At 37.5% G+C, this 23,556-nt stretch carries 23 protein-coding genes; 16 read left to right on the top strand and 7 right to left on the bottom strand.

The window, feature by feature from the left end:
- Positions 1-57: 57 nt before the first annotated feature.
- From LG329_RS09220 to LG329_RS09205, 4 genes are all read left to right on the top strand, one after another.
- Entirely contained in the window at positions 58-897 is an 840-nt protein-coding gene (locus LG329_RS09220) for a DUF4097 family beta strand repeat-containing protein (protein ID WP_404456318.1), read from the top strand.
- Between the two features lie 509 nt (positions 898-1,406).
- The gene (rlmN, locus tag LG329_RS09215) at positions 1,407-2,474 is read left to right on the top strand and encodes a 23S rRNA (adenine(2503)-C(2))-methyltransferase RlmN (protein WP_404456311.1); all 1,068 of its coding nucleotides are present in this window, start codon (positions 1,407-1,409) and stop codon (positions 2,472-2,474) included.
- 145 nt (positions 2,475-2,619) lie between these two features.
- The gene (locus tag LG329_RS09210) at positions 2,620-3,027 is read left to right on the top strand and encodes a hypothetical protein (protein WP_404456308.1); all 408 of its coding nucleotides are present in this window, start codon (positions 2,620-2,622) and stop codon (positions 3,025-3,027) included.
- Between the two features lie 122 nt (positions 3,028-3,149).
- Positions 3,150-3,590, top strand: coding sequence for a peptidase M56 (locus LG329_RS09205; RefSeq protein WP_404456305.1), 441 nt, complete (start codon positions 3,150-3,152; stop codon positions 3,588-3,590).
- A gap of 306 nt (positions 3,591-3,896) precedes the next feature.
- Here LG329_RS09205 and LG329_RS09200 read toward each other — a convergent pair whose 3' ends face one another.
- From LG329_RS09200 to LG329_RS09180, 5 genes are all read right to left on the bottom strand, one after another.
- The gene (locus LG329_RS09200) at positions 3,897-4,259 is read right to left on the bottom strand and encodes a VOC family protein (RefSeq protein ID WP_404456303.1); all 363 of its coding nucleotides are present in this window, start codon (positions 4,257-4,259) and stop codon (positions 3,897-3,899) included.
- 75 nt (positions 4,260-4,334) lie between these two features.
- Entirely contained in the window at positions 4,335-4,646 is a 312-nt protein-coding gene (locus LG329_RS09195) for a DMT family transporter (RefSeq protein ID WP_404456300.1), read from the bottom strand.
- Positions 4,646-4,963: a DMT family transporter gene (locus LG329_RS09190; protein WP_404456297.1), complete on the bottom strand. Its 318-nt coding sequence runs from the start codon at positions 4,961-4,963 to the stop codon at positions 4,646-4,648. The genes LG329_RS09195 and LG329_RS09190 overlap by 1 nt, the downstream gene beginning before the upstream one ends.
- A gap of 51 nt (positions 4,964-5,014) precedes the next feature.
- Positions 5,015-5,599 (bottom strand): TetR family transcriptional regulator, encoded by a 585-nt coding sequence (locus LG329_RS09185; RefSeq protein ID WP_404456296.1) that lies wholly within the window; start codon positions 5,597-5,599, stop codon positions 5,015-5,017.
- Positions 5,600-6,019: 420 nt separating this feature from the next.
- Positions 6,020-7,273, bottom strand: coding sequence for a GGDEF domain-containing protein (locus LG329_RS09180; RefSeq protein WP_404456293.1), 1,254 nt, complete (start codon positions 7,271-7,273; stop codon positions 6,020-6,022).
- A 738-nt stretch (positions 7,274-8,011) separates the two neighbouring features.
- Between LG329_RS09180 and LG329_RS09175 the strand changes: the two genes are divergently transcribed.
- The 5 genes from LG329_RS09175 to LG329_RS09155 all read left to right on the top strand — a co-directional run bounded on the left by LG329_RS09175 (position 8,012) and on the right by LG329_RS09155 (position 12,820).
- Positions 8,012-9,193 (top strand): hypothetical protein, encoded by a 1,182-nt coding sequence (locus tag LG329_RS09175; RefSeq protein ID WP_404456290.1) that lies wholly within the window; start codon positions 8,012-8,014, stop codon positions 9,191-9,193.
- 11 nt (positions 9,194-9,204) lie between these two features.
- The gene (locus LG329_RS09170) at positions 9,205-9,768 is read left to right on the top strand and encodes a hypothetical protein (protein WP_404456288.1); all 564 of its coding nucleotides are present in this window, start codon (positions 9,205-9,207) and stop codon (positions 9,766-9,768) included.
- A 162-nt stretch (positions 9,769-9,930) separates the two neighbouring features.
- Positions 9,931-10,254, top strand: coding sequence for a class I SAM-dependent methyltransferase (locus LG329_RS09165; RefSeq protein WP_404456285.1), 324 nt, complete (start codon positions 9,931-9,933; stop codon positions 10,252-10,254).
- 401 nt (positions 10,255-10,655) lie between these two features.
- Entirely contained in the window at positions 10,656-11,744 is a 1,089-nt protein-coding gene (locus tag LG329_RS09160) for a DUF1611 domain-containing protein (protein ID WP_404456282.1), read from the top strand.
- Positions 11,741-12,820: an alanine/ornithine racemase family PLP-dependent enzyme gene (locus LG329_RS09155; RefSeq protein WP_404456279.1), complete on the top strand. Its 1,080-nt coding sequence runs from the start codon at positions 11,741-11,743 to the stop codon at positions 12,818-12,820. Before LG329_RS09160 ends, LG329_RS09155 begins: the two co-directional genes overlap by 4 nt.
- 190 nt (positions 12,821-13,010) lie before the next feature.
- On the opposite strand, the gene LG329_RS09150 is transcribed toward LG329_RS09155, so the two are convergent.
- Positions 13,011-14,438, bottom strand: a complete 1,428-nt coding sequence (locus LG329_RS09150; protein ID WP_404456276.1) for a Na+/H+ antiporter NhaC family protein — start codon at positions 14,436-14,438, stop codon at positions 13,011-13,013.
- 181 nt (positions 14,439-14,619) lie between these two features.
- Here LG329_RS09150 and LG329_RS09145 point away from each other — a divergent pair, with 181 nt between their 5' ends.
- From LG329_RS09145 to LG329_RS09125, 5 genes are all read left to right on the top strand, one after another.
- Entirely contained in the window at positions 14,620-15,687 is a 1,068-nt protein-coding gene (locus LG329_RS09145; RefSeq protein ID WP_404456273.1) for an AI-2E family transporter, read from the top strand.
- Between the two features lie 79 nt (positions 15,688-15,766).
- On the top strand, positions 15,767-16,954 hold the full coding sequence (locus LG329_RS09140) for a carboxylate--amine ligase (RefSeq protein ID WP_404456270.1): 1,188 nt from the start codon (positions 15,767-15,769) through the stop codon (positions 16,952-16,954).
- 88 nt (positions 16,955-17,042) lie between these two features.
- Positions 17,043-18,527: a UDP-N-acetylmuramoyl-L-alanyl-D-glutamate--2,6-diaminopimelate ligase gene (locus LG329_RS09135; RefSeq protein ID WP_404456267.1), complete on the top strand. Its 1,485-nt coding sequence runs from the start codon at positions 17,043-17,045 to the stop codon at positions 18,525-18,527.
- Positions 18,528-18,600: 73 nt separating this feature from the next.
- Positions 18,601-19,323 carry an aspartate/glutamate racemase family protein gene (locus tag LG329_RS09130; RefSeq protein WP_404456264.1) on the top strand — a complete coding sequence of 241 codons (723 nt, stop codon included), beginning with the start codon at positions 18,601-18,603 and terminating at the stop codon, positions 19,321-19,323.
- 22 nt (positions 19,324-19,345) lie between these two features.
- Positions 19,346-19,549, top strand: coding sequence for a hypothetical protein (locus tag LG329_RS09125; RefSeq protein ID WP_404456261.1), 204 nt, complete (start codon positions 19,346-19,348; stop codon positions 19,547-19,549).
- Between the two features lie 232 nt (positions 19,550-19,781).
- Here LG329_RS09125 and LG329_RS09120 read toward each other — a convergent pair whose 3' ends face one another.
- On the bottom strand, positions 19,782-21,419 hold the full coding sequence (locus tag LG329_RS09120) for a BCCT family transporter (RefSeq protein WP_404456258.1): 1,638 nt from the start codon (positions 21,417-21,419) through the stop codon (positions 19,782-19,784).
- Between the two features lie 252 nt (positions 21,420-21,671).
- Between LG329_RS09120 and LG329_RS09115 the strand changes: the two genes are divergently transcribed.
- Complete coding sequence (locus LG329_RS09115) at positions 21,672-22,979, top strand: phenylacetate--CoA ligase family protein (RefSeq protein ID WP_404456509.1); 1,308 nt, start codon at positions 21,672-21,674, stop codon at positions 22,977-22,979.
- Positions 22,980-22,996: 17 nt separating this feature from the next.
- Positions 22,997-23,527, top strand: coding sequence for a gamma carbonic anhydrase family protein (locus tag LG329_RS09110; RefSeq protein WP_404456255.1), 531 nt, complete (start codon positions 22,997-22,999; stop codon positions 23,525-23,527).
- Positions 23,528-23,556 lie beyond the last annotated feature (29 nt).

Genomic DNA, 23,556 nt, shown 5'->3' with positions numbered 1-23,556 from the left:
GCTTTGAAAAGGTGCTAGAATAGTGGAAAGAATTCTGAAAAGGGGTACTGATAAACTATGGTAGCGTTTGGATTAAAAAAGAGTATGGTTGATATTCACCAACAAGAAACGGTAAATGCGGAACAAATTGATACCATAAGCATTTCAACATCTTCAGCTGATATAGAGGTTCTTCCTGTAGCGGGGGATGATATAGGTGTTTTTTTAGATGGTAAAATGAGTGAAAACTTAGCAGAAAAGTATGAGTTTAAAATTTTACAGCAAGCAAATAGGCTGGATATAAGCTTTAAAAGCAATAATCAATCTGTTAGTTTCCATTTTGGTATCAATATTAGTATCAGTGACGTAAAGTTGAAGGTTACATTACCAGAAAAAAACTATGAAGATATTCAAACGGGGACATCGTCTGGAGATATTAGAATCAATAAATTAGCGTCAAAGTCGTTAACAAGTACATCCTCATCTGGAAGCCAAACTATTTCAGGATTAAAAATAGAGAATCGTTTATTTGTAAAAACATCCAGTGGTGATATCATTGCAAACGGAAACGATGCTGGAAAAGCGATGTTACGTGCTAGTAGTGGTGAAATAAAATTACGGGGTTTTGTATGTAATGATGTAAGATTAGATGCATCATCGGGAGACATCTTTTATCATAATGACACAATAAGCGGAAATTTAGAATGTAAGGCATCCAGTGGTGATGTGGACATACACGTTGATGAACTACCTGAATCGATAAGTTTAGAATGCAGGGCTAATTCAGGTGATGTAAATGTTCGGGTTGACGGATTAGAGTTTAAGGAAAGATCGGACCATCGCGCATCCGCATCCCGAGGAACTGGTGAGAGTAGTATTAACGCTAGAACAAGTTCAGGTGATATTAAGGTAAATTAATAACCGTACAGATTAAATGCTGGGCCATATTGGTTCTGGCTTTTTAATTTGGAAAGAGTATAAAACTTTGGCGTTTATCTGTCTAGCGCAAGCACCCTAGCCCGCCTGAGGTTTTAAGTCAAATCTCTTTGTGATAAAAATAATCACTAAGAGATTCGTCTTAAACTTGTCGGGGCTGACCAAGGCGCTTGCGCTTTTCTTAGCAGTAAGGAAAGTATAAAATGTGACATTGAATATTTTGGTCACTATGCAGGGCGACGTCCAGCTCCAGCGCCCAGCGACTATTGGATTTCCTTTACCTCCTTACGATAAGTCAACATCGGTTCGCTTACGCTTACCGTGTTTCCTTTATCTCATACGGTTCAGTCCAATCCATACGTCGCTAAACGGGCGCTTGCGCTTTTGTTCTTTGCAAACTAACATTTTCCACAACAAACCATTTGCTTCATACACAAATTTTCAGTAGTATAGGAAGGTAAAGGAATGCATCGTGGAAAAGAGGGTACACAATGAATAAAAAATCCATTTATGGTCTTACATTTGACCAGCTTACGGAATGGTTAGAGGGTCATGGACAAAAGAAATTCCGGGCACAACAGGTTTGGAATTGGTTATATAAGAAGCGTGTAACAGAATTCGCTCAAATGAACAACGTGAACAAGGATTGCATTGCACTACTTGAGGAACATTTTGTTTTATACACTTTAGAAGAGACAGTCAAACAAGAGTCGAAGGATGGCACAATAAAATTTCTATTTAAATTAGAAGATGGCAATTTAATTGAGACTGTTTTGATGCGGTTTAATTATGGTCTGTCAGTATGTGTTACAACGCAAGTAGGCTGTAATATTGGCTGTACGTTTTGTGCAAGTGGACTATTGAAGAAAAGTCGTGATCTTTCTGCTGGAGAGATTGTTGAACAAATTATGAATGTACAGAAGCATCTTGATGAACAAGGTAACGAAGAACGAGTTAGTCATATTGTTGTTATGGGAATCGGTGAACCTTTTGATAACTTCACAAATATGATTGATTTTGTACGTGTAGTTAATGATGATAAAGGGCTCTGTATCGGAGCAAGACATATTACGATTTCAACTAGTGGGCTTGCACATAAAATATATGAATTCGCAGATACTGGAATACAAGTTAACTTAGCAATTTCGTTACACGCACCAAACGATGAGCTACGAACGCGGATTATGAAAATTAATAAGGCATTTCCAATAGACAAACTAATGAAGGCAGTCGATTATTATTTAGAAAAAACGAATCGACGCATAACGTACGAGTATATTATGCTGCGGGATGTTAACGACCATAAGGAAGAAGCGGTACAGCTTGCGAAATTGCTTGCTGACAAGCGCCATTTGACTTATGTGAATTTAATTCCATATAACCCTGTTGATGAGCATAACCAATACCAACGAAGTGAATCCGAAACAATTCAGGCATTTTTTGAAACGTTGAAAAAGTATGGGATAAACTGTGGAGTACGTTGGGAAAACGGTGCAGATATCGATGCAGCCTGCGGACAGTTACGAAGCAAGCAAATTAAGAAAGAGAAAATAATATAATTTACAAGAAGCACGCCTGAAACTTATCAGGCGTGTTTTTTGGCATTTAAAATTCCGAAATATATTATACATAATTTAAATGAACATGTGAACTATATATACAGAGTGCATGGAAGCTCAAAAAAATAGACGGAGGTTTTACACAATGGCACAACAAAACGCACAGCAACAAATACAGCAAGCTGCTCAACAAGCTCAGCGCGCCCAACAAGCAGTTCAACAGGCACAGGCTAGCGCGGATCCACAACAGTTACAACAAGCACAACAACAATTGCAACAAGCAGAGCAAGCACTACAAAATACTGAGGCTCAAGCTGGACCTTCTGCTCAGCAAGATCCACAGTTCAAGCAAGCGCAACAACAAGTGCAGCAAGCTCGTCAGCAAGCAACTCAAGCACAAGCAACTCAAGGAGCACAACAGCAATCACAACAAGCACAAGCAACTCAGGGAGCACAACAACAACAAGCACAACAGCAAGCTCAGCAGGCTCAACAAGCTGCGCAGCAAGCACAACAAGCAGCGCAGAAAGCTCAACAAAATAAACCTCAATAACATAAGGGAAGTAGGATAAGGGGAAGTCGTTAAATCGGCTCCCTTTTTCAATGTGAAGAAAGTAATCACCGGTTTAATTCCTCTACATAGGCTATAGGTAAGTTTATCGTGGAGGTGCTTGAATGTCTTACCCCAGTCTTTTTCCGACAAAGGTTTATAAAAGTTCAACATACAAGGTTAGTTTGAGATTTCCAGCTCATTGGATGCAAATCCCTGGTTATGATGAAAGGTATGGTGCGGAGGATGGCTTTTTTCAACTCTCTGCTATATCCAGTGGTGGTGCAACGATTAATGAACTAGCATATCAAGAAGCTTTCCATCAATTAAATCCGTACGGGACAAATCCATCTATTTTCCGCAAATGTATCGATGGTGAAGAGGTCCGCTTGATACTTCCATCTATAGACCAGCCTTTAGAAATGATGAGGCAGGCCGCTCTAATTGTAGAATATCCCACTCCAATAAATATATCTGGAGAAACGTATGATTACTTTATCCTTTGGTCAGATATATTTCACATATTCTGCATTGCACAAACCATTCACTTTACTAAAAGAAAATAGTAAGATTTCGGGTGGCGGTGCCATCCTATATTTTTTACTAAAAAAAACATTACTTGATTTATTAACCGATCCGCTCTTTCGAACTCAAAAAGCGCATCCATACGAGGTCTTTCTGTTGGTTTTACATAGTATCCTTGATGTTTGTGTATGCGCAAGCAGAAATGCGCTAAAAACATGCCCGTTCCTCCTTACAGAGGCATGGGGTAATAATCAGGTTATTGTGGTGGACACTAGAAGGAGCAAATTAAGTGAATAACAATTCTTGATTGCTGTTAAATGGTGAAATATAAACATTCTCCTTAAACATTAATTCTCAACTTCACTCATCAAAGCATGTGTATTATCTTCGGAGTCCTTGAAAAACACCATCCAGGTTTCTGTATTTCCCATTTTTGTAATCATATGTGGCTCATCAATAAATGGGATACCTTTTTCGGTAAGGTCCTCATAAGACTCCTGAATATCATCAATTTGAAAGTAAACGACAGAGCTTGCATGAGCAAATTCTTCTTTTTCAGGTAGACTTAGCATTAGTCGGAGCCCATCACAGTCAAAAAAAGCCATACTGCCCGTGTTGAAAAGTAGGGGGAGTTCAAGTAAGTCTTTATAAAAGTGAATAGCTCGATTTATATCTTTAACGGGAATTCCGATTTGACTGATTTTATTCATTGTCATCTCTCCTCAGGTATTAACTTCATCTACATTATTATTTCTTCGCCCGCCCCCAAAACTCCTGCAAGACTTTTAATTCAATTTAAGACCAACAATGCCAATAACAATCAATGCAAGACAGGCTAACTGGGGTAAATGAATTTTTTCCTTAAACCAGAAGTAACTGACGAGTGTAATCCCTACACTGCCCATCCCGGTCCAAACGGCGTAAGCAACTCCTGGCGTAATAGTTTTCATGGCGAATGCCATACAGGAGAAGGAAAGTGCGTATCCCACTACAATGACAATCATGGGCCATTTCTTCTTATATTCGTGCACGTATTTCAACAAGCTAACTGAAATGATTTCTTCTATACCAGCAACCATTAAAAAGATCCAAGCCATTAGTTTTCACCTTCTTTTGTAGTAACTTTCATTCCTAAAACACCTATTACTAGAAGCAAAAAGAAGAATAGCTGCTTGATAGAAAAAGGTTCTCCGGTTAAAATTCCAACGAGATAAATGCCAATTGTTCCTATACCAACGAATACTGTATACGCTACAGCAACCGAAATGGTGCGAAATGTCAGCGTTAGTAATCCGAAACTAATTACAATAAAAACAGCAACCAATCCCCACTCTAATAAGGAATCTGCATACTTTAGATATGACGCCCAGAACACTTCTAAACCACCAGCAATTACAAGTAAAATCCATGACATGATGAACACCTCACATTAATGAATGACTGTCATTCATTTTATTATTAAAAATTAAATCATTGCTCTTTTTACAAAATTAAAGAGTTCTTTCTTAAGATCGCCAATGTTGTCCACGCCTGTAGTACTGTTAAACAGATACCTGCGTTCAGCAGTTTGTTCAATCATATTGATAATAACCTGCACACTGAATTGAATTTTGGTATTCTGAGCGATTTCATTGCGTTCCTGTGCTAGTTTCAGTTGTTTTTCCATCCAGTTGTAGTAAGGGACGTACATTTCTTCCCACTTTCCAAATGAGTGGCCATAAGCAAGTCCTGAGTAACATAACACGATTACCTCTTTATAATTTTCCGTTATTTCAAAGGTCACATCAATTATTGTTTTTAACTTTTGATCGAAAGTCATGGTATCTTCCACATGCTCCATAACCATGTTGTATGTTTTAGAAAGTAATTCTTCTGCGATAGCGGGTACAAGATCATTTTTTGACTTAAAATATAAATAAAATGTGCCTTGCGCAACATTAGCACGCTTGACGATATCTGAAATGGATGTGTTTTCAAACCCTTTTTCCTCGATTACTTTAAATGCTGCATCAAGGATTGCGTCGAACTTTTCCTGCTTTTTTACACGCATGATTGTCACCTCTTTTTATAAATGAATGAATATCAGTCATTTTAGCATTTGTAGCAAATAATTTCAAGGAACTGTTTATTGATCGAGTCGTTTACCTGTACAGGACTTAGATAAAAATCAGTCTGTAGATTGAGTGAATTTCAGGCTCTTAGCTGTTATGGAAAACTTAATTCCTGCCTATACTTGGAGTATCAAAGATATAGGAGGGCATGACATGTTTAATTTATACGAATTGCAACCACTAATCGACAGTCGCCGTACACGAAAGTAAGTACAAGGTAAAAGGGGGGATATGTTTTGATTAAATACTGTTGCTTTTGATACCTCTTCCTATTTGGTGATAAGGGAGAGGTTTATTTACGTGCAGATACTTTAGAAGGTCGTAACACATCTTTTTTCAAAATGTGTTACGTTAGTTTGTTAGTATCTGTTTGATAATGGTACATCAATCATACCGTTTGTAACGCTTACACGATTCCGACCGATTTTCTTTGAATGAAACAAAAGGTTGTCAGCATAAATGTAAGCTTTCTCAAGTGAAAAGTTATTGTTTACCTTGTAGTAATATAGCCCAAATGAAGCGGTATATTGAATTTGGACATCCGAATTCTTAAAGGTGGCATCAACTATACTCCGCTCCACGCATGATTGGAGCGTCTCAACAAGGTTGACCGTATCTTCATAGCTTTGGTTACGTAAAAACAATGTGAATTCTTCACCACCACTACGAAAAATGTAAGCATCTTTTTCTAGATTATCCTGTAATAACGTTGCGAAATGTTGAATAACTATATCCCCAACCGCATGGTTATAGGAATCATTGATTACTTTGAAATGATCAATATCAGCTACTACCACACCCAAATATTCTCCAGAATCCTGCAAAATCTTCATGGTTTTATCCATATGCGCACGGTTTGGAATTCCTGTTAAAAAGTCAGTGTATGCCATTTGTTCGAATTTGTCTCGTTCAGCACGATACTGTAGGCTTTGTGATTTTACAATGAACGAACGACTCACAAGATAATTTAGAATGAAAAATGCTACAATAACCTCCCATTTACCTTCATTGAGGAAAACCAGTAATAATCCATTCGTAAGGGTTACTTTTCCGGTATCGAGCCAGCTCCTGCCTTTATAAAAATCGATTATTTCTTGTTTAGTGTTTAACTCGCCTAAGAAATAACAAATGATAACAAGAAATGTGTCCGTCAGCATAGCTGTACCGAACACTAGTACAAAAAATAGAACCCAATATTCAAAGGATGCATTTTCTATCATTGGAAAAACGTTTATGTATAGGTAAAACGCTAAAGAATTTGCTAGTACAAAAGAGCCTATATTATAAAATAAATGCATAAATTCATCAGAATCGGCCGTGTTGGTCTTTTTTTTGTAAAAATAAACAGTAGTACGGTAGATTGTTTCGTAGATTAACAAGCCTAATGGACCGGCGAACAGGACAAAGGACATGCTATACGATGTACCATAATCAATGTTTACCTTTCCTTTTTTGCTAAATATTCGTAGGTTGAAGTAAAGAAGAGAGAAAATAAGGTATAAAACTAAAGCTATTAGGTATGTCTCCATATCTACTAAAATAGCACCGAAAGGAACTGAAATTGCCAATGAAACAGCAAAAATTATAGATATTATTCCTTTCTCTGTTGGCATAAGCAATTCCCCCTTTAATCCATCTTATACTAGTTGTTGAAAGATTTCTATACCTTTTTTCCCGGTTCTTTATACCTATAAATAAAGTCTTTTATATAATGATGATCAAATCCCTCTTATAAAATACTGTTTCTTTACTTTAGATATTATAGTTGATGCTTTGAGGTTATATAATTAGTACTTTTTAGATTGGTAGGATAGCTTCCTTCATCAGTATGCATTTTGGACTCTGAATAGGTGGAGTAGGGGGGGTGATACAGACGCAAATTTGGTTGTTTCGTGGGCGATTTCACATAATCTTGCAACCTTTGCATCGTCTACTTGCCACTCTTGTACTTGTATACTATGAAATACTTTTTTTATTTGGATATTCGTATTCACTTCATAATTTTTAGTAATGCACTATTCTAAGGTTTGAATTTGTCCTGTTTTCACATTCATCTTTTAAAAACTACGAGCAAAAATATATTATTTTTAATCTCTATAAAGATAAATAATAGGAAATTTATTACAAAAATAGTCATGTTTGCAAAATTGTTTACATGTTTACAAAGTGCAAACAACAAGTACACAAAATTGTATACTTGTAAACAATCAAGCACACACATTGATTTAATAGCGATTGCATTTTTGTATACAAGTACACAAAAAAGAATGCGATAAAAGTCTGATTGCCATTTTTTATGGAATAAACTATTATTGATAGTGTACTAACTTTTGAGAGGAGAATGATGATAAATGACTAAATCTAGAATTGCTGCAGTAGACGTTGGAAATGATGCGTTAAAAGCAAACTTTGGAAAACTTGAAAATGAATTGTATATACCGAATGTAATTGCACGTGACATGGAGGATCGTCCTGTAATAGGAATTGAAGAATTAGATGAAAAGGATCCGCTGGACAATATACATATTAAAGTCCACTCCCCTGCCCTAGAAGAAAATAATGCTGTATACCGTGTTGGTAATCTAGCGACAAAGACAAATAATTCTACTGAGCTTGACCCAGGGAGTAGTAAATCGGAAGAAGATCAAACGGTTGTAATGTTAATTGCATCCTTAGCTATAGATGCTGTAAGTAATGGTCAATTCAAAGCAGGTAAGAATGACGTGATTGATGCAAACTATACACTAGGGACAGGCCTACCGCTTCGTGAAGTAAAAGAAGGAAAAGATGTTGGCTATCGTTCACAGCTTTTAGGTTCCGTACACCAGGTTGAATTTTTAGTTACACCGAAATATCAAGGTATGAAAGTAAATATCAAATTTGATGAGGTAAAGGTATATCCAGAGGGGTTTGCAGCATATGTCAATCTAATCATGGATAATGATAGAAACGTAATTAATAAGGAATTAATCGATAAACAAATATTAATTCAGGATATTGGTGGTCTTTCAACAGATATCGCGGTTATCCGCAACCGTAATGTTGATGATGATAAGGCACAAGGCTTTAATCTAGGTGTAGCTGAATCATTAGAAGAAATTCGTGAAGAAATCCGCACAAAACATGGTGTTGAATTAGATAGTCGCCGTGATGTGGTGGATATTATCACGCGTAAAAACGACCGCCATCATATTATGGTAAAAGGAAGCCGGACAAACGTACACGACATAACAGATCGAATTTTGTTAGAACTTGCTAAGAAGGAGTATCGCTACTTACGTAATGTCTGGGCAAAAAATTCGCAATCAGAAATCTGCTATTTTGTTGGTGGAGGATCTGCTGTTTTAAAAGAATACATTAAAGCACTTAATAATAAACTTGATGGATTTAATATCGAATTTTTTGAGGATGAAAATGAAAGTATTTGGATGATGGCGAATGCTTATTACAAATTAGTTTCAGATTTTGTTGCAAAAAATATGAAAGATAGTAAAGATACGAAAGAAGAAAAAACTACAGAAAAAGCAAAGTAAGGTGATGGGGTATGTCAGATACTAAAAAAAGTATAGAACGCGGACAATCAATCACTTTTCGTGTTCCATCAGATACACCAGACCATATTTTAAAGTTATTACAAAAATTAAAAGAAACCGAACGCCGAAATTTCTCCAGTAAAATTGCCCAATATGTATTAAAAGGGGTAAATGAGACGTATACCAGGGAACGTGAATCAATCACGATTCCCCTTCCGAAGCAATTGTCAAAGGAACAAAAAAGCTGGATTAAGCATGAACATTCTGAAGCTTTAATTGGTTCTATCTTGTACCAGTTACTAAGTGATCCATTACGTGCTACTTCGTTGTTGGCTTCATTAAATAATGGGTCCAATCACGTGGATGAGTCACTATTATTTGAAGAAATGGATAATAGTGAGGACGAATTAGCAGCTGCTAGTGAGGATAGACTTGGGGATATAAATCTTGACGATATGCAGGAAGGTTTACTTGACGATATGCAGGAAGGTTTAAATGAACAATCAGATTCAGATGAAGAGATAGAGCTTGACGATGATCCGTTAGGTGATTTTTTCTCCAGTATGAATAAATAACTAATGAAGTGCAGCTGATTATGAGCTGCACTTTTTATTTTGGAGTTTATACACAACATCACCGTGCATTAAAAAAAGCTTGACCTTTACGTTGACGTTTATAGTTCTCTCATACCCATATCAGATAAAAATTCAACCGATATCATTAACCGTCAGGTGGCTATGACAATACAAATGGATTCAGGTGATACTTGTCTGTATATTCGTGTGGGAATAGGGAATCTTGGCCCGAATATATTGGAAAAAAATGTAAGTGTAAATGGCGTGGGTCAATCTAAAAAAATGCTTCAGTTGTGTAATGAGAAGCATCCTAAGATTGACACTAAAAAGGGGCATTTCTTGGCCTTGCCTTTAGTGGATAACCATGTAGAGGGTGTCGTCTCAAGCTACGCATTGCACCATTTTCCTGATAGTGGAAAGGTACTAGCCTTACAGGAAATGGATCGTGTGTTAAAAGACAATGGGCAAATTTGTATTGTTGATTGATGTTCTTAAATGAACAGCATTGCTTAAAAATGATGAATCATTTCCAGGGAAATAACGAGGCAATTGAAGCTATAGAAGATGAGTTTTATGCAGATCAATCTCTGCTGGTCGACCTGGCTTACTAACCATAACTATCAGGTTGAGATGCACCAGTTTAATAACATTTTAAGTATGAGTGTTTATATATGACAAAAATCTTTATTTCGTAACTTGTGCTATAATGATAATATAGTGAAAATAAATTGAATACCTCGAACAAAACACCTTGCATGATTAGTATTTTGGCTCTTCGCCTGTCAGTTTTCTACATATGTTAAGGTGTTTTTTGTATACAATTAAATGGTAATTTTTTCCACTATGTGAAAACATGACAGGAAAAAAATTTATGGGAGTGGAAGTTTATGAAGGAAACAGCAGTTGTTTATTGCGAAAACAGATTCGGAACAATGGACGGGAAAACCGCCAATGGATTAGTTCGAAGCTCGGGTAAATATCAAATTCTCGGAGTGATTGACAGTACGAAAGCTGGTATGGACGCGGGGGAATATCTTGAAAAGAAACCTAACAACATTCCGGTATTCGCAAATCTTGACCAGGCACTTAAAAACTTGTCCAAAGTACCAGATCAGTTCATTTATGGAATCGCCCCTTCCGAAGGGTTTCTAAAAAGTAGTGAAAGAGATATTGTGTTAGAGGCAATGAAACAGGGGATGAATATTGTCAACACACTTCATGAATTTTTTACTGATGATGAACAGTTTGTGGAAAATTCCGTTAAGTATGGAGTAACAATCAATGATGTTAGAAAGCCCCCTCAAAAGAAAGATATGCACCTATTTTCAGGAAGAATTTTAGACGTCAAAATCCCCATTGTAGCTGTGCTTGGTACAGATGGTGCTGTCGGTAAAAGAACGACATCAGTAATACTAGTAAAAGAGTTAATTGAAAAGGGGCTTAACGTTGCTTTTGTGGCGACGGGGCAAACAGGCTTGATTCAGGGTGCGAAATACGGTGTGGCAATAGATGCAATCCCTTCACAATTTATGACAGGTGAGATCGAAAATCAAATCATGAAAGCCTATGATAATGAGCATCCGGATATAATAATTGTTGAAGGACAAGGGGCATTAAGCCATCCTGCATATATCAGTGCCTGTTCAATTATCAGGGGATCAAGACCAAGTGCTATTATTGTTCAGCATCCACCGAAAAGAGAAAATCTTGGTGATTTTAGCTATATGAAAATGCCGACATTACAAAGTGAGATAGATCTGATTGAAGCTTTTTCAAAGTCAAAGGTTGTAGCTGTTACTATCAATCATGAAAATATGTCTGATGCAGAGGTGCTTGAGGCTATTACGGAGTATGAAAAGGATCTAAACCTTCCGACGACTGATGTTATAAAGTATGGATGTGACAAGTTGATTGAGAGGTTCTTCGAAATTTACCCGGAATTAAAGAACAAAAAGAATAAAGTGCTAGTCAATTGATTGTAACTGCCGCACCGACCGTTTCTAGGGTTGAGATTAACCTTGCCAAAATCGCACATAATGCAGAAAAGCTGGTTCAGTTATATGGTTCAAAAGGAATCGAACTTATGGGAGTTACGAAAACTGTCTGCGGTGATCCAGATATCGCAAGTATTTTTGTGAATAAAGGGATTCATATGCTTGCTGATTCTAAAATAGAAAATATCAGAAAAATGCGGGTTGCTAGAGTAAATGCACAATTCGTTCTTCTAAGGTCCCCCGCCCTTAGTGAAGTTGAAGCAGTCATTAAATATGCCGATATCAGTATGAATACTGAGTTGGCCGTCATCAAAAGGCTGGCTGCAAGTGCCGATGTATCCAATACGGTGCATCAAATAATACTTATGATTGAAATGGGAGATTTAAGAGAAGGGATTATTCCCTCAAACCTCGAGAGATTTGTTCAAGAGGTCTTACAATTATCAGGAGTTTCGATTGTAGGGATAGGTGCAAACTTTGCCTGCTTTGGAGGTGTCAAACCAAGCGAGGAAAACATGAGATACTTATCGGAACTAGCCGTCAATATTGAAGCGAATTTTTCGCTCCCTCTCCTATATATTTCAGGAGGAAATTCAGCTAACTACAATTGGTTTACGGCTAATGAAAGTATCGGTAAAATCAACAATTTACGATTGGGAGAATCAATATATTTGGGACGTGAAACGCTTGACCGGAAAGCAATCCCTGGATTATTTACAGACGCGTTTACTTTCGTTTCAGAGGTGATTGAATCGAAAGTAAAGCCATCCGTTCCATATGGGGAAACCGGGCAGGATGCTTTCGGAAGACTTCCTGAATTTTGCGATCGTGGACTGATAAGGAGAGCTATCGTTGCTTTCGGATCTCAAGATGTTCTTGTAACAGGGCTAACACCTGAATTGGATATTGAAATTCTTGGATCAAGTAGTGATCATACAATTCTTGATGCCAGAAATGTCGATTTAAAAGTAGGAGACGAGGTCAAGTTTTCCCTTAATTATGGTGCGCTCCTCTCCGTTATGACGTCTGTATATGTTACGAAAAAATACATCAATTAATTACAAAGAATGATTTACGTGGAGAATCCTCTTGATGCTTTTTATATTTTCAACGAATCTGGTAATATGTCTTTCCTCGTATTTTCCCTCTGTTTTTATCACTATTTAGACTGGGAATTTTGTGAATCGGTATGAGACTCGTTAAAATCGAGCGAATACCGATATCTCAAATCCCGCAGCACATCCACAATTAAACAAAAAAGAATCCAACTGCAAGATACAATGCAATCGCTATTCCGGCCCCAATTGATGCGAACTTCAATTTATATCGGGCATATTCGACGAGATCCATTTCCAAAATGGATGCGGTCGTTATTGTTGTATCTCCAAGAGGTGAAGTTAGTGCACCAAACGATCCACTTGCGAAAACTGCACCAACTGTTATTGGTAACGATGCCCCAGTAACTGTGGCAAGTGTGATTCCAAGTGGCATGAACAATCCCCATGTTCCCCATGATGATCCAATAAAATAGGACACAATTGCACCAATCAGAAATATAATTGCTGGAATGGTGAAAGTGGGCAAAAATGTTCCAAGGGTGGAGCTTATAAATTTAGAAAAGCCTAAGTCCTCAGCTACGAGTGAAAGTGCCCATACTAAAATCAGGAGAATAATTGCCTGCATTAATTTGTTTCCTCCGTCGAAAAAATGGTAAATGGTTTCATCCAGTGATTGACGACGGATCATGTAGAAAGCGAATGTAACTATAAGTGTAATAAAAACAGCTAGTAACATCACAAATGTCGCATTTGCCATCGAAAAAGCTTGAAAAATGCTTTCTGCACCCTTTGCAACACCATCCTGCCACAATAAGAATAGAGATAAGCCTAATAAAAGAAATAAGGGAATAATCAAATTCCAAGGCTGCGCTTTAACCATAGACAATTCCTTTTTACGACCTAGATTATGAAGGTCTGGTTTTTCCTTTTTCGACTTATTTTTTTGTCCTGATTCCGATCCTTCCTTTTTCTTGCCCGGCTTCCAAAAGGTAAGGATTATGCCCATCAGAAGCATCGTAATTGCGAAGAAGTTAAATGGAATACTTAATAAGAATACCTCATAGGACGATTCTGTGAGCTGATGTTTTTGTATCCCGCTTTCTACCAATGAAATCATAAAGCCGACAAAAGCGGTCGCTACCGGTAGAAGAACAATAACAGAAACAGTTGAAACGTCCATCGTGAAGCCAACTTTTTGTTTGGAAAGTTTCATTTTTTCCATAATTGATTTTATAACAGGTCCAATCATCAGGATTCGGAACATTGGCATCATAAAAGTAAACGGAAGCGTAAGCCAAATTAATATGAGCAACCCACGCTGGGAGTCTATCTTTTCGCCAATCCATTCCGCAAACCCTTTTATCCCGCCAGAAATAGTCATCATGCCAACAAGACCACCAAACAAATATAGAAAGGCGATAATTTGAATGTTTGTTTTGTCGGATAGTGTAGTTATGATATATGTAATTGTCTCCTGCGTTCCATCTAATAAGTTTACCTCAACGAGTAATGCTCCAACTAATAAGCCGAGTACTAGTCCCGGCATGATTTTCTTCAACCAAATAGACATTCCAATTACGATTAAAAAAGGTACTAAAGACAACCACGCATGTTCCATGATAACCACTCCTTCCACAGATACCATGTCCCATTTCTGCGTTTTTCATTCAAATTGTGTCCGCCTTTTCCGTAACGGGATAGAAATCGTCATTGTTTGCTAAATTTCCGCATTTGCTGTTTACTATAATCTCAAAAAAGGTAAAGAATAGGTAATAGATAACCGTGAAGTAGGTGCTGAAATGTGGATAAGAAAGCCATTTTTTAAATATGCGACAGGTACATTGCTGGTTTTACTCTGTATTTATTTCCTGGGAAAAGTTGATTTTTTCCTAGATCCATTCCAAAAATTAATTGCAATTCTTTTCTTTCCAATTATTATTTCCGGTTTGTTTTATTACGTTCTTCGGCCGGTGGTGAGGCTATTTTCGAAGCCTAAATATATGAACCGTTCTATTGCGATTTTAGCAGTATATGCACTTGTTGCTGTTATCGTATTCCTGTTTATCCAGCTTGTTGGCGGAAGGATTGCCGATCAGGCACAGCAACTGACTGATCAGCTTCCATCAAAAGTAGAAAATACGGTTGAACAAACAAAAGAGTTGATCGCGGAAAATAACTTTGGCATGTTGTCGGTTGAGGAAATTAAACGAAAAACCATAACTTTTTTAAGTGACCTGGCACAAACAATTGGGGATAACATAACCGAAATTGTTGGTGCAATTACTAGTGTTGCAACTGTCCTTATTATAGTTCCGTTTATACTATTTTATTTTTTGAAAGATGGGGAAAGACTTCTACCATACTTGCTTAATTTTATCCCTGATAAGCACTTGGATGAAGGAGAAAGAATATTAAAGGATATTGACCGTACGCTAGCATCTTATATTCTTGGGCAGCTGACGGTAGGACTGGTGGATGGAACACTCATGTATATAGGGTATATGATGATTGATCTGAATTATGCCCTGGTTCTCGCCCTGTTTGTCATAATTACTGCTGTAGTTCCTTTGATTGGACCTGCTATAGGTGTTTTACCTGCCATATTAATTGCGTTAATTCAGGACCCGGTAATGGTGTTCTATGTTTTGATCATTCTTCTGGTTGTTCAGCAATTGGAAGGGAACCTTGTCTCACCGGCTGTTTTTGGAAAAAGACTACAGTTACATCCATTAACCATTATCTTATTACTTGTCGTGGCAGGGTCACTGTATGGGTTTGTAGGGATATTAATTGCAATTCCACTGTACGCAGTATTGAAAGTTACCATTAAGAACTTTTATAAATTTTACCAGCTCCGAAAATCGTAATCTGTCTAACATATTCATAGAATGAAATTTATTGTATAATGGAGTTAAACGTAATGTAGATAATCGAGGAGTAGATAGAATGCAAAATAAAGCAGTTATTTTAGGAAACAACTATTATATTGGATTAAGCGCAATAAGATGTTTAGGAATTCACGACATTCATACAGTAGCCGTCGATTATACCGAAGAAGATCGGTATGGGGCAGAGTCGAAATATTGCTCAGAAAAAATAATCGCCCCGCATTATAAAAATGATTCCGATGCATTTCTTGATTTTTTAATTGATTATGCAAAGAAACAGGATGCAAAACCAGTGTTAATTCCTTGTCATGACTCGTATCTGGAAGTGATTGACACTAGGTTGGACGAGCTTAAAAAGTATTATTTGATCCCGCAAACGGAACAAGGGCTTTATACGAAAGTAATGAATAAAGATACACTTCATCAACTTGCAATGGAAAAAGGAATCAAAGTACCTGAAACCATCCAGGTTAATGATCCGAATTTTTATGAAAAGGTCGATTCAATTATTCAATTTCCTTGCCTTGTAAAACCAACAGATTCACCATCCTTTGTTGCGAAGTTTAGACGGAAGTTGTTTAAAGTACACACAAGAGACGAGCTGGATGAAGCTATACAACAAGCGAAGGATGCTAATCTGGAAGTAATTGTGCAGCGCATTATTCCTGGGTTTGATAACCATATGCATACATTTGATGCCTACTTAAATCAGGATGCAAAGGTGACCCATTGGGCAACGTGTCAAAAACACCGTCAATACCCGATTAATTTTGGAGCATCCGTATATATTGTACAAAAACATATACCAGAACTTTACAAAATAGGATCCAAATTCTTAGAAGAAATAGGTTTTAAAGGATTCGCAGAAATTGAATTTAAAAAAGATGCACAAACTGGGGATTATTATTTAATCGAAATCAATGCACGCATAACAAACTTTAATCAGATGTTAAGCAAAATCGGACTTAATATGCCTTATATCACGTATATGGAATTAACGGGTAACCCATTGGAACCTAAAGCAATTCAATCAGATACAAACACGGCATTCTGGTATGGATATGAAGATATGCTTGCAGTGAAAGACTATGTGAAAACTGGGCAACTCTCTATTGGGACCGTGCTGAAATCCCTTGTTCGTCCAAAAGCAAATGCGATATGGGATTGGAATGATCCAAAGCCGGGAATAACTTTTATAAAGTCAAAAGTTGACAAGAAGTTCCGCATTTCTTCCCGTTCTAAGTAACAAAACTAGTATACCAACACTTATTTTAACAAACTATATAATCAAATAGAGTAACGGTAACAATGACACAACCCGAGGAGCTGAGAAGATGTTATTAACCTCTATCGTACAAGGACTGGAATTCGACAACGTTAAAGGGGACTTAAATAAAGAAATTAGTGGAATCACCTTTGATTCTAGGGAAGTTGCAGAAAATAGTATCTTTGTTGCAATTTCAGGCTTTGCTGTTGATGGCCATCGGTTTATTGATAAAGCGATTAAGCAAGGTGCATCAACAATCATACTCGAAAAGGATATCCCAATTGAACAAGATGTTACGGTCTTAAAAGTGGTTAATTCACGTGATGCACTAGCCCGGGTTTCAGCTAATTACTTCCATAATCCTACTGAGCAGTTAAATGTTATTGGATTAACAGGAACAAATGGCAAAACGTCAACATCATATTTTATCAAGTCGATTTTTGAACAGGCAAAAAAATCAATGGGTCTAATTGGAACAATTGGTACGTTGATCAACAATAAGCTGGTTCAAAATGAGAATACAACACCAGAATCGCTTTATTTGCAGCGCACTTTTTTGGAAATGAAGGATGCAAAAGTTGATAATTGCATTATGGAAGTGTCTTCACACTCGTTAAACCTGAAGCGCGTGGCTTATAGCAGCTTTAATACAGGAATTTTTACAAACCTTACACCTGACCATTTGGAATTGCATAAAAATATGGACGAATATTTTGAAGCAAAGGCTGAACTTTTTGATCTGACAAAAGAATTCAATGTTATTAATGTGGATGATAAATATGGCAGAAGGTTAATTAATCGAGTGAAGGATTATGAAGCAACGTTAATTACGTATGGAATTGAACATAAAGCTGATATCTACCCAACCAATATACGTTATTCATTTGATACGACTACTTACACGGTTAATACACCATCGGGAAGTGTTGAAATTACGGTCAATATACCCGGTGCCATCTATGTGTACAATAGTTTAGCAGCGATAGCGTCTGCGTATTGCAATGGTGTCTCGCTAAAAGATATTCAACAAGGTATTCAAAATGTGAAAGGCATTAAAGGTCGTTTAGAAACGGTCTACAAAGAAAATGATTACAAGATTATTGTAGATTTTTCACATACGGAAGATGCATTGGAAAAAGCATTAACGACCATTCGCCCATATGTAAAAGGAAAAATAATCTTAGTATTCGGCGTTTATGCAGATACTAGTGATCAAGGACGCGTGAAGCGTGTTGGAATGAGTCGTATTGCATCAAAGTTTGCAGACTTCTCTGTTGTAACTTCTGATAACCCAAGGAATTATGATCCACTGATGATTATAAATGAAATTTCCGAAGCGATGGATCGTTTCGACGGTAAATATAAAACTGTACTAGACCGTGAAGAAGCTATACAACATGCGGTCAATATAAGTGAAAAAGATGATACGATACTTATTGCAGGAAAAGGGCATGAAACAACACAGAAGATTGGCGATCGTGAAGTGCCTTTTAATGAAACCGAAATAGCTCTAGAAGCACTGAAGAGAAAGAAGCAATTTGTACAGTTATAAGCCTATAACCACCAGAAAGCAATTGTTTCTACCGTAAAATATATATACACGTGATAAAGTAGGTGGTTTACCAATGGAACAAAAGAAGTTAGGGGTATTAGGCGGAATGGGTCCGATGGCAACGTCTTTATTTTTTGAACAAGTTATTGAACACACGTTAGCTAAAAAAGATCAAGACCATCTGGACATGATTATTTTAAATCACGCGACAATCCCGGATCGAACTGATGCAATTTTGAATGAGAACGAACAAGCTTTTTTAAAGGCGATTAAAAGCGATCTAGAGCTATTTGAGAAAACGGACGTAGCCAACATTGCTATTCCATGTAACACGTCCCATTATTTTTATGATACTATGCAGACGATGACCAGCATAAACATTATTAATATGATTGATGAAACATCAAAGTACATTGATGAAACGTATGGTGGTCATGCTAAAGTAGGAATCTTGGCTACAAATGGTACAATCAATAGTGGTATTTATCAAAAAGGCTGCCAGAAATTCGGTATGGAAGCAGTTATACCTAATCAGCATATCCAGGCAAAAGTTATGCAAATTATTTATCAGTTTAAAGCAGATGAAACAGTCGATTCTAGTGAACTTGATCGCATTATAAATGAGCTTGTATTTAAGGAAGGCTGTACGTGCATTATCCTTGGTTGTACCGAATTATCGTGCATCCCATTAAGTGACGAAGCAAGTCGATACACGGTAGATGCCATGCAGGTTTTAGTAGAGCAATCAATTATTCAATCAGGCAAAAAGGTTAAAAAAAGCACGAAAGTTCTATAACTCTCTATAGGAGGAATGGCGAATGAATCATCAAAAGGATAAGCGGTTGGATGAGTTTTTGTCAGATTCTTTTAAAGATGGAGCTTGTGTAAGGGAATTGCGATTAACAAACGCGGAGTTGAAGTATGTAAGACTTAAGTTCCCAAAGTCCAAAGTAACGAAATTGCCTGAAACCAACAATTCTACCCCTAAAAAATTATGGTATGAAGTGAGAATTAATAGGTAAATAATTAGGTAAGGCCGGTTCACCTTTGATGGGTGGAACCGGCCTTTTTTTACTTGCCCTAATAAGTTAAGACGAACTTTTTATCCGCCGATTAGTATGTTTATCGGCCGTTACACTTGGATAAATGCCGATTTACAAATATATCGGCCATTATGAAAAATAACCGCCAATAGTGAAAGCCACATTTTTTTCACTAACTTCGACCATAATTGGAACTTCAATTGAACCTAGTCTATTCGTCTATATTTTTATCCTGCATAGCCTCTAATGCAGATCGTTTCTTCTCTCTTTTTCTTATCCGTTCCAGTATTTCTCTGCGGTTAATGTGGATTGTTGGTGGCTCGTATCCTTTAGATTCTTTAATATCACTGTTCGATGCCTTCATAAATGACCATGCTAACAGCATCATGATAAATATAACGGGGAATCCTGCAACAATACTAGCGGTTTGTAGTGTTTCAAGGTCTCCGATATACATTAATACAAGCGGTAGTAGACATAAGGTAAATGCCCAAAATAAACGATTCCAACGTAATGGTTCTGATTGAACTTCTTTTTGAACAACTGCAGCCAGAATATAGGATGATGAGTCGAATGTTGTCGCCAAAAATATTATAGCTAGCACGGTAAAAACTGCTACCATAACATTCGCCATTGGTAATTGGTGAAGAATGGCGATAATTGCTGCTGGTGCGCCGAATTCATTCATAAAGCTAATGACATCGAAGCTTCCTGTAAGTTGTAAATACAACCCAAAGTTACCCATAATACCGAAGAATAGAATACAGCCTATAGTACCGTAAATCATGGTTCCAAGAATCATTTCCCGTATCGTGCGTCCTCGTGAAATACGAGCAACGAAGAGTCCAACGAATGGCGCATATACAACCCACCATGCCCAGTAAAAAACAGTCCAGGCTTCAGGGAACCCAGTTTCTGTAAATCCAGCTAAGTTTTGAAATGGTTCTAACCATGTTGCCATCCGGAAAAAGTTATCCATAATAATTCCTATACTACTTATCGTTGTTTCACTAATAAACAATGTAGGACCAAATATAAAGATGAATCCTAATACAAAAATAGCAAGCCATAGATTAACATCACTTAATATTTTTATACCGCGACGTAAGCCTGAGTATGCACTTATAGCAAAAATGATTGTACATAAAAGCATGACACCTGTCTTTAACCCTAATGTGATTGGGATTCCAGTTATGTCATGTACTCCTTCCGCAATCATCGGCGTCCCAAGGGCTAGGGTTGTCCCAGCGCCACCCAGTAAACCAAACATAAATAAAACATCGATAATAACCCCAATCGGGCCATCCACAAGTCTACCTAAAACAGGTCTTACTGCTTCGCTGATTTTAAGTACTGGTTTTTTGCGAACATAATAGAAATAAGCAATTGGTAAGGCGGGAAGTGTGTAGATTGCCCATGCAATTGGACCCCAATGGAAAATACCATAAGAGGATGCCCATTGAATCGCTTCATTTGATTTAGGCTCAAGTCCAAATGGTGGACCTTGATAATAATAAGCCCATTCGATCATACCCCAGTAAAGAATACTTGAACCTATTCCTGCAGCAAAAAGCATTGCAGCCCAAGAAAATGTACCAAATTCCTTTTTTTCGTCAGCGTTTCCTAACTTAATTTGTCCATTTTTACTGAATGCAACAAACACCAGAAATGCGAAGGCTGCTAGGCCAACCAAAAGATAGAGCATTCCAAAGTTTTCGGTCATAAAATCATTTGCTATATTTACAACCTTTGCCCCACCCTCAGGAAATAAGATAAGTGGAATAGAAACGCCAAGAATTAATACCAATGCCCCTATAAAAGTAGGCCAATCAATTACACTTTTTTTCATAAAATCCTTCAACCTTTCTTAACAATTCAAAAGTCCATTGCTTAGTTTTATCCAACAAATAAAATACATACATATTGGTGAAAAGCAGACGAACAATTATTGACTAAACTATTCAAAATTAAATTGACATTCTGAAATGTAAGCGATATCATTTTTATAACGAATTTTTAACGTCACATATAATAGTTGTTATGTTATAACCATCATCAAAAATATATAAAGGGGGGATTCAGGGTGATTTTTAATGGAGAGATGGAAACATTAGAGCGGAGTGAAATGGAAACATTACAGTTAAAAAGGTTAAAGCATACTGTTCAACGGGTGGACAATCATGTTAAATTTTATCAAGATAAGTTTAACGAAATGGGAATTGAACCGCATGACATACAGTCTCTACAAGATATTAAGAAGCTTCCTTTTACGGAAAAGAAAGATTTAAGAAATCATTATCCATACGGTCTTTTTGCCTCACCAATGGAAGATATTATTCGCCTGCATGCTTCTTCAGGAACAAGTGGAAAGCCAACAGTCGTCGGTTATACGAGAAAGGATATTGATGATTGGGCGGAGATCGTGGCTAGATCGATTGCTGCAGCAGGTGGAAACCCTGGGGATGTCATGCATAATGCATACGGATATGGACTGTTTACTGGTGGTCTGGGACTTCACCATGGAGGGGAAAAACTAGGTATTACTACTGTTCCAGTTTCTGGTGGAAATACAAAACGCCAACTTATGTTAATCGAGGATTTTAAGCCTAAAGTTATCTGTGCCACACCTTCTTATGCATTGCGAATTGCTGAGCAAATGGAGGAGGAGGGTGGAGATCCACGATCAACTAGTCTTAAATATGGCATTTTCGGTGCGGAGCCATGGTCTGATGAGATGAGAAATGCATTGGAAGAACGGATGGACATCAAGGCAGTGGATATTTATGGACTTAGTGAGGTTGTCGGTCCAGGTGTGGCGATTGAATGTCACGAAGAACAGAATGGTTTACACATTCAAGAGGATCACTTTTTTGTAGAGGTGATTGATCCTGATACATTGGAGTCTCTTCCAGATGGGGAATATGGTGAATTAGTTTTTACAAGCTTAACGAAAGAAGCTTTCCCAATTATACGTTATCGGACTGGAGATATTGCCGCTGTTATCCGAGGGAAGTGCAAGTGCGGGCGGACGACGATACGTATGTCACGAATCAAGGGTCGCATTGATGACATGCTCATCATTCGCGGGGTCAATGTTTTTCCGTCTGAAATGGAGCGTTCTTTGCTAAAAGTAAAAGAACTGGCACCGCATTATCAAGTTTTTTTGAAAAAAGACGGATATATGGATACGGTAGAGTTAAACGTCGAATTGTCTGAAGAAACCTTTTTGGAATGTGAAAATAACCATGAGCATGTGAAGGTATTGGAATTAAAACAACGCATTCAGTCGATGGTCAAAGAAGAATGTTTAGTAACAATCGTTGTTAATGTGCTGTCTCCGAAGTCGATACCCAGATCAGAAGGCAAAGCGGTTCGGGTCGTTGATCAAAGGAGTAAACAAACCGTTTGATTGAAGGAGGAAAATACATGATTTACCGTTACAAAGATCAGTCACCACGTATTCATGAAACTGCTTATATTGCAGATGGCGCAAAGGTGATTGGGGATGTAGAGATCGGGGCATATTCAACGGTCTTGTTTAATGTTGTACTCAGGGGAGATGAAGGGCCAATTCGAATTGGGGAACGCTGCAATATCCAGGAAAACACCATGTGCCACCTTTATGAAAAATTTCCACTGACACTAGAAGACGAGGTGTCTGTTGGCCATAATGCCATTATACATGGATGTACATTAAGAAAAGGAGCACTAGTAGGTATGGGTGCAACGGTGTTAGACGGTGCGGAAATAGGAGAATATTCTATTGTAGGGGCAAATAGTCTGGTACCTTCGGGAAAGGTGATTCCACCCCGTTCCTTAGTGTTAGGTTCGCCAGGAAAAGTAGTGAGATCGTTGACCGATAAGGATATGGAAATGATTGAAGAAACAATAAACACGTATGTTCAAAAAGGACAAGAGTTTAGACAAATAGAGGTGCTTGAGGAAATAAAAAGGTAAAAAATACCACCCTACATGCCAGAAAGCGT

This window comes from Virgibacillus necropolis (assembly GCF_044793635.1).
Lineage (GTDB): Bacteria > Bacillota > Bacilli > Bacillales > Amphibacillaceae > Virgibacillus_F > Virgibacillus_F necropolis_A.
This window is presented reverse-complemented; position numbering and strand designations above follow the sequence as displayed.

Excerpts from the sequence above, each read along its gene's own strand:
- LG329_RS09165 (WP_404456285.1), top strand. The coding sequence starts at position 9,931 with ATGACAATACAAATGGATTCAGGTGATACTTGTCTGTATATTCGTGTG.
- LG329_RS09220 (WP_404456318.1), top strand. The coding sequence starts at position 58 with ATGGTAGCGTTTGGATTAAAAAAGAGTATGGTTGATATTCACCAACAA.
- LG329_RS09150 (WP_404456276.1), bottom strand. The coding sequence starts at position 14,438 with ATGGAACATGCGTGGTTGTCTTTAGTACCTTTTTTAATCGTAATTGGA.
- LG329_RS09160 (WP_404456282.1), top strand. The coding sequence starts at position 10,656 with ATGAAGGAAACAGCAGTTGTTTATTGCGAAAACAGATTCGGAACAATG.
- LG329_RS09175 (WP_404456290.1), top strand. The coding sequence starts at position 8,012 with ATGACTAAATCTAGAATTGCTGCAGTAGACGTTGGAAATGATGCGTTA.
- LG329_RS09115 (WP_404456509.1), top strand. The coding sequence starts at position 21,672 with ATGGAAACATTAGAGCGGAGTGAAATGGAAACATTACAGTTAAAAAGG.
- LG329_RS09190 (WP_404456297.1), bottom strand. The coding sequence starts at position 4,963 with ATGTCATGGATTTTACTTGTAATTGCTGGTGGTTTAGAAGTGTTCTGG.
- LG329_RS09140 (WP_404456270.1), top strand. The coding sequence starts at position 15,767 with ATGCAAAATAAAGCAGTTATTTTAGGAAACAACTATTATATTGGATTA.
- LG329_RS09145 (WP_404456273.1), top strand. The coding sequence starts at position 14,620 with ATGTGGATAAGAAAGCCATTTTTTAAATATGCGACAGGTACATTGCTG.
- LG329_RS09170 (WP_404456288.1), top strand. The coding sequence starts at position 9,205 with ATGTCAGATACTAAAAAAAGTATAGAACGCGGACAATCAATCACTTTT.
- LG329_RS09185 (WP_404456296.1), bottom strand. The coding sequence starts at position 5,599 with ATGCGTGTAAAAAAGCAGGAAAAGTTCGACGCAATCCTTGATGCAGCA.
- LG329_RS09180 (WP_404456293.1), bottom strand. The coding sequence starts at position 7,273 with ATGCCAACAGAGAAAGGAATAATATCTATAATTTTTGCTGTTTCATTG.
- LG329_RS09130 (WP_404456264.1), top strand. The coding sequence starts at position 18,601 with ATGGAACAAAAGAAGTTAGGGGTATTAGGCGGAATGGGTCCGATGGCA.
- LG329_RS09120 (WP_404456258.1), bottom strand. The coding sequence starts at position 21,419 with ATGAAAAAAAGTGTAATTGATTGGCCTACTTTTATAGGGGCATTGGTA.
- LG329_RS09125 (WP_404456261.1), top strand. The coding sequence starts at position 19,346 with ATGAATCATCAAAAGGATAAGCGGTTGGATGAGTTTTTGTCAGATTCT.
- LG329_RS09205 (WP_404456305.1), top strand. The coding sequence starts at position 3,150 with ATGTCTTACCCCAGTCTTTTTCCGACAAAGGTTTATAAAAGTTCAACA.
- LG329_RS09110 (WP_404456255.1), top strand. The coding sequence starts at position 22,997 with ATGATTTACCGTTACAAAGATCAGTCACCACGTATTCATGAAACTGCT.
- rlmN (WP_404456311.1), top strand. The coding sequence starts at position 1,407 with ATGAATAAAAAATCCATTTATGGTCTTACATTTGACCAGCTTACGGAA.
- LG329_RS09195 (WP_404456300.1), bottom strand. The coding sequence starts at position 4,646 with ATGGCTTGGATCTTTTTAATGGTTGCTGGTATAGAAGAAATCATTTCA.
- LG329_RS09210 (WP_404456308.1), top strand. The coding sequence starts at position 2,620 with ATGGCACAACAAAACGCACAGCAACAAATACAGCAAGCTGCTCAACAA.
- LG329_RS09200 (WP_404456303.1), bottom strand. The coding sequence starts at position 4,259 with ATGAATAAAATCAGTCAAATCGGAATTCCCGTTAAAGATATAAATCGA.
- LG329_RS09135 (WP_404456267.1), top strand. The coding sequence starts at position 17,043 with ATGTTATTAACCTCTATCGTACAAGGACTGGAATTCGACAACGTTAAA.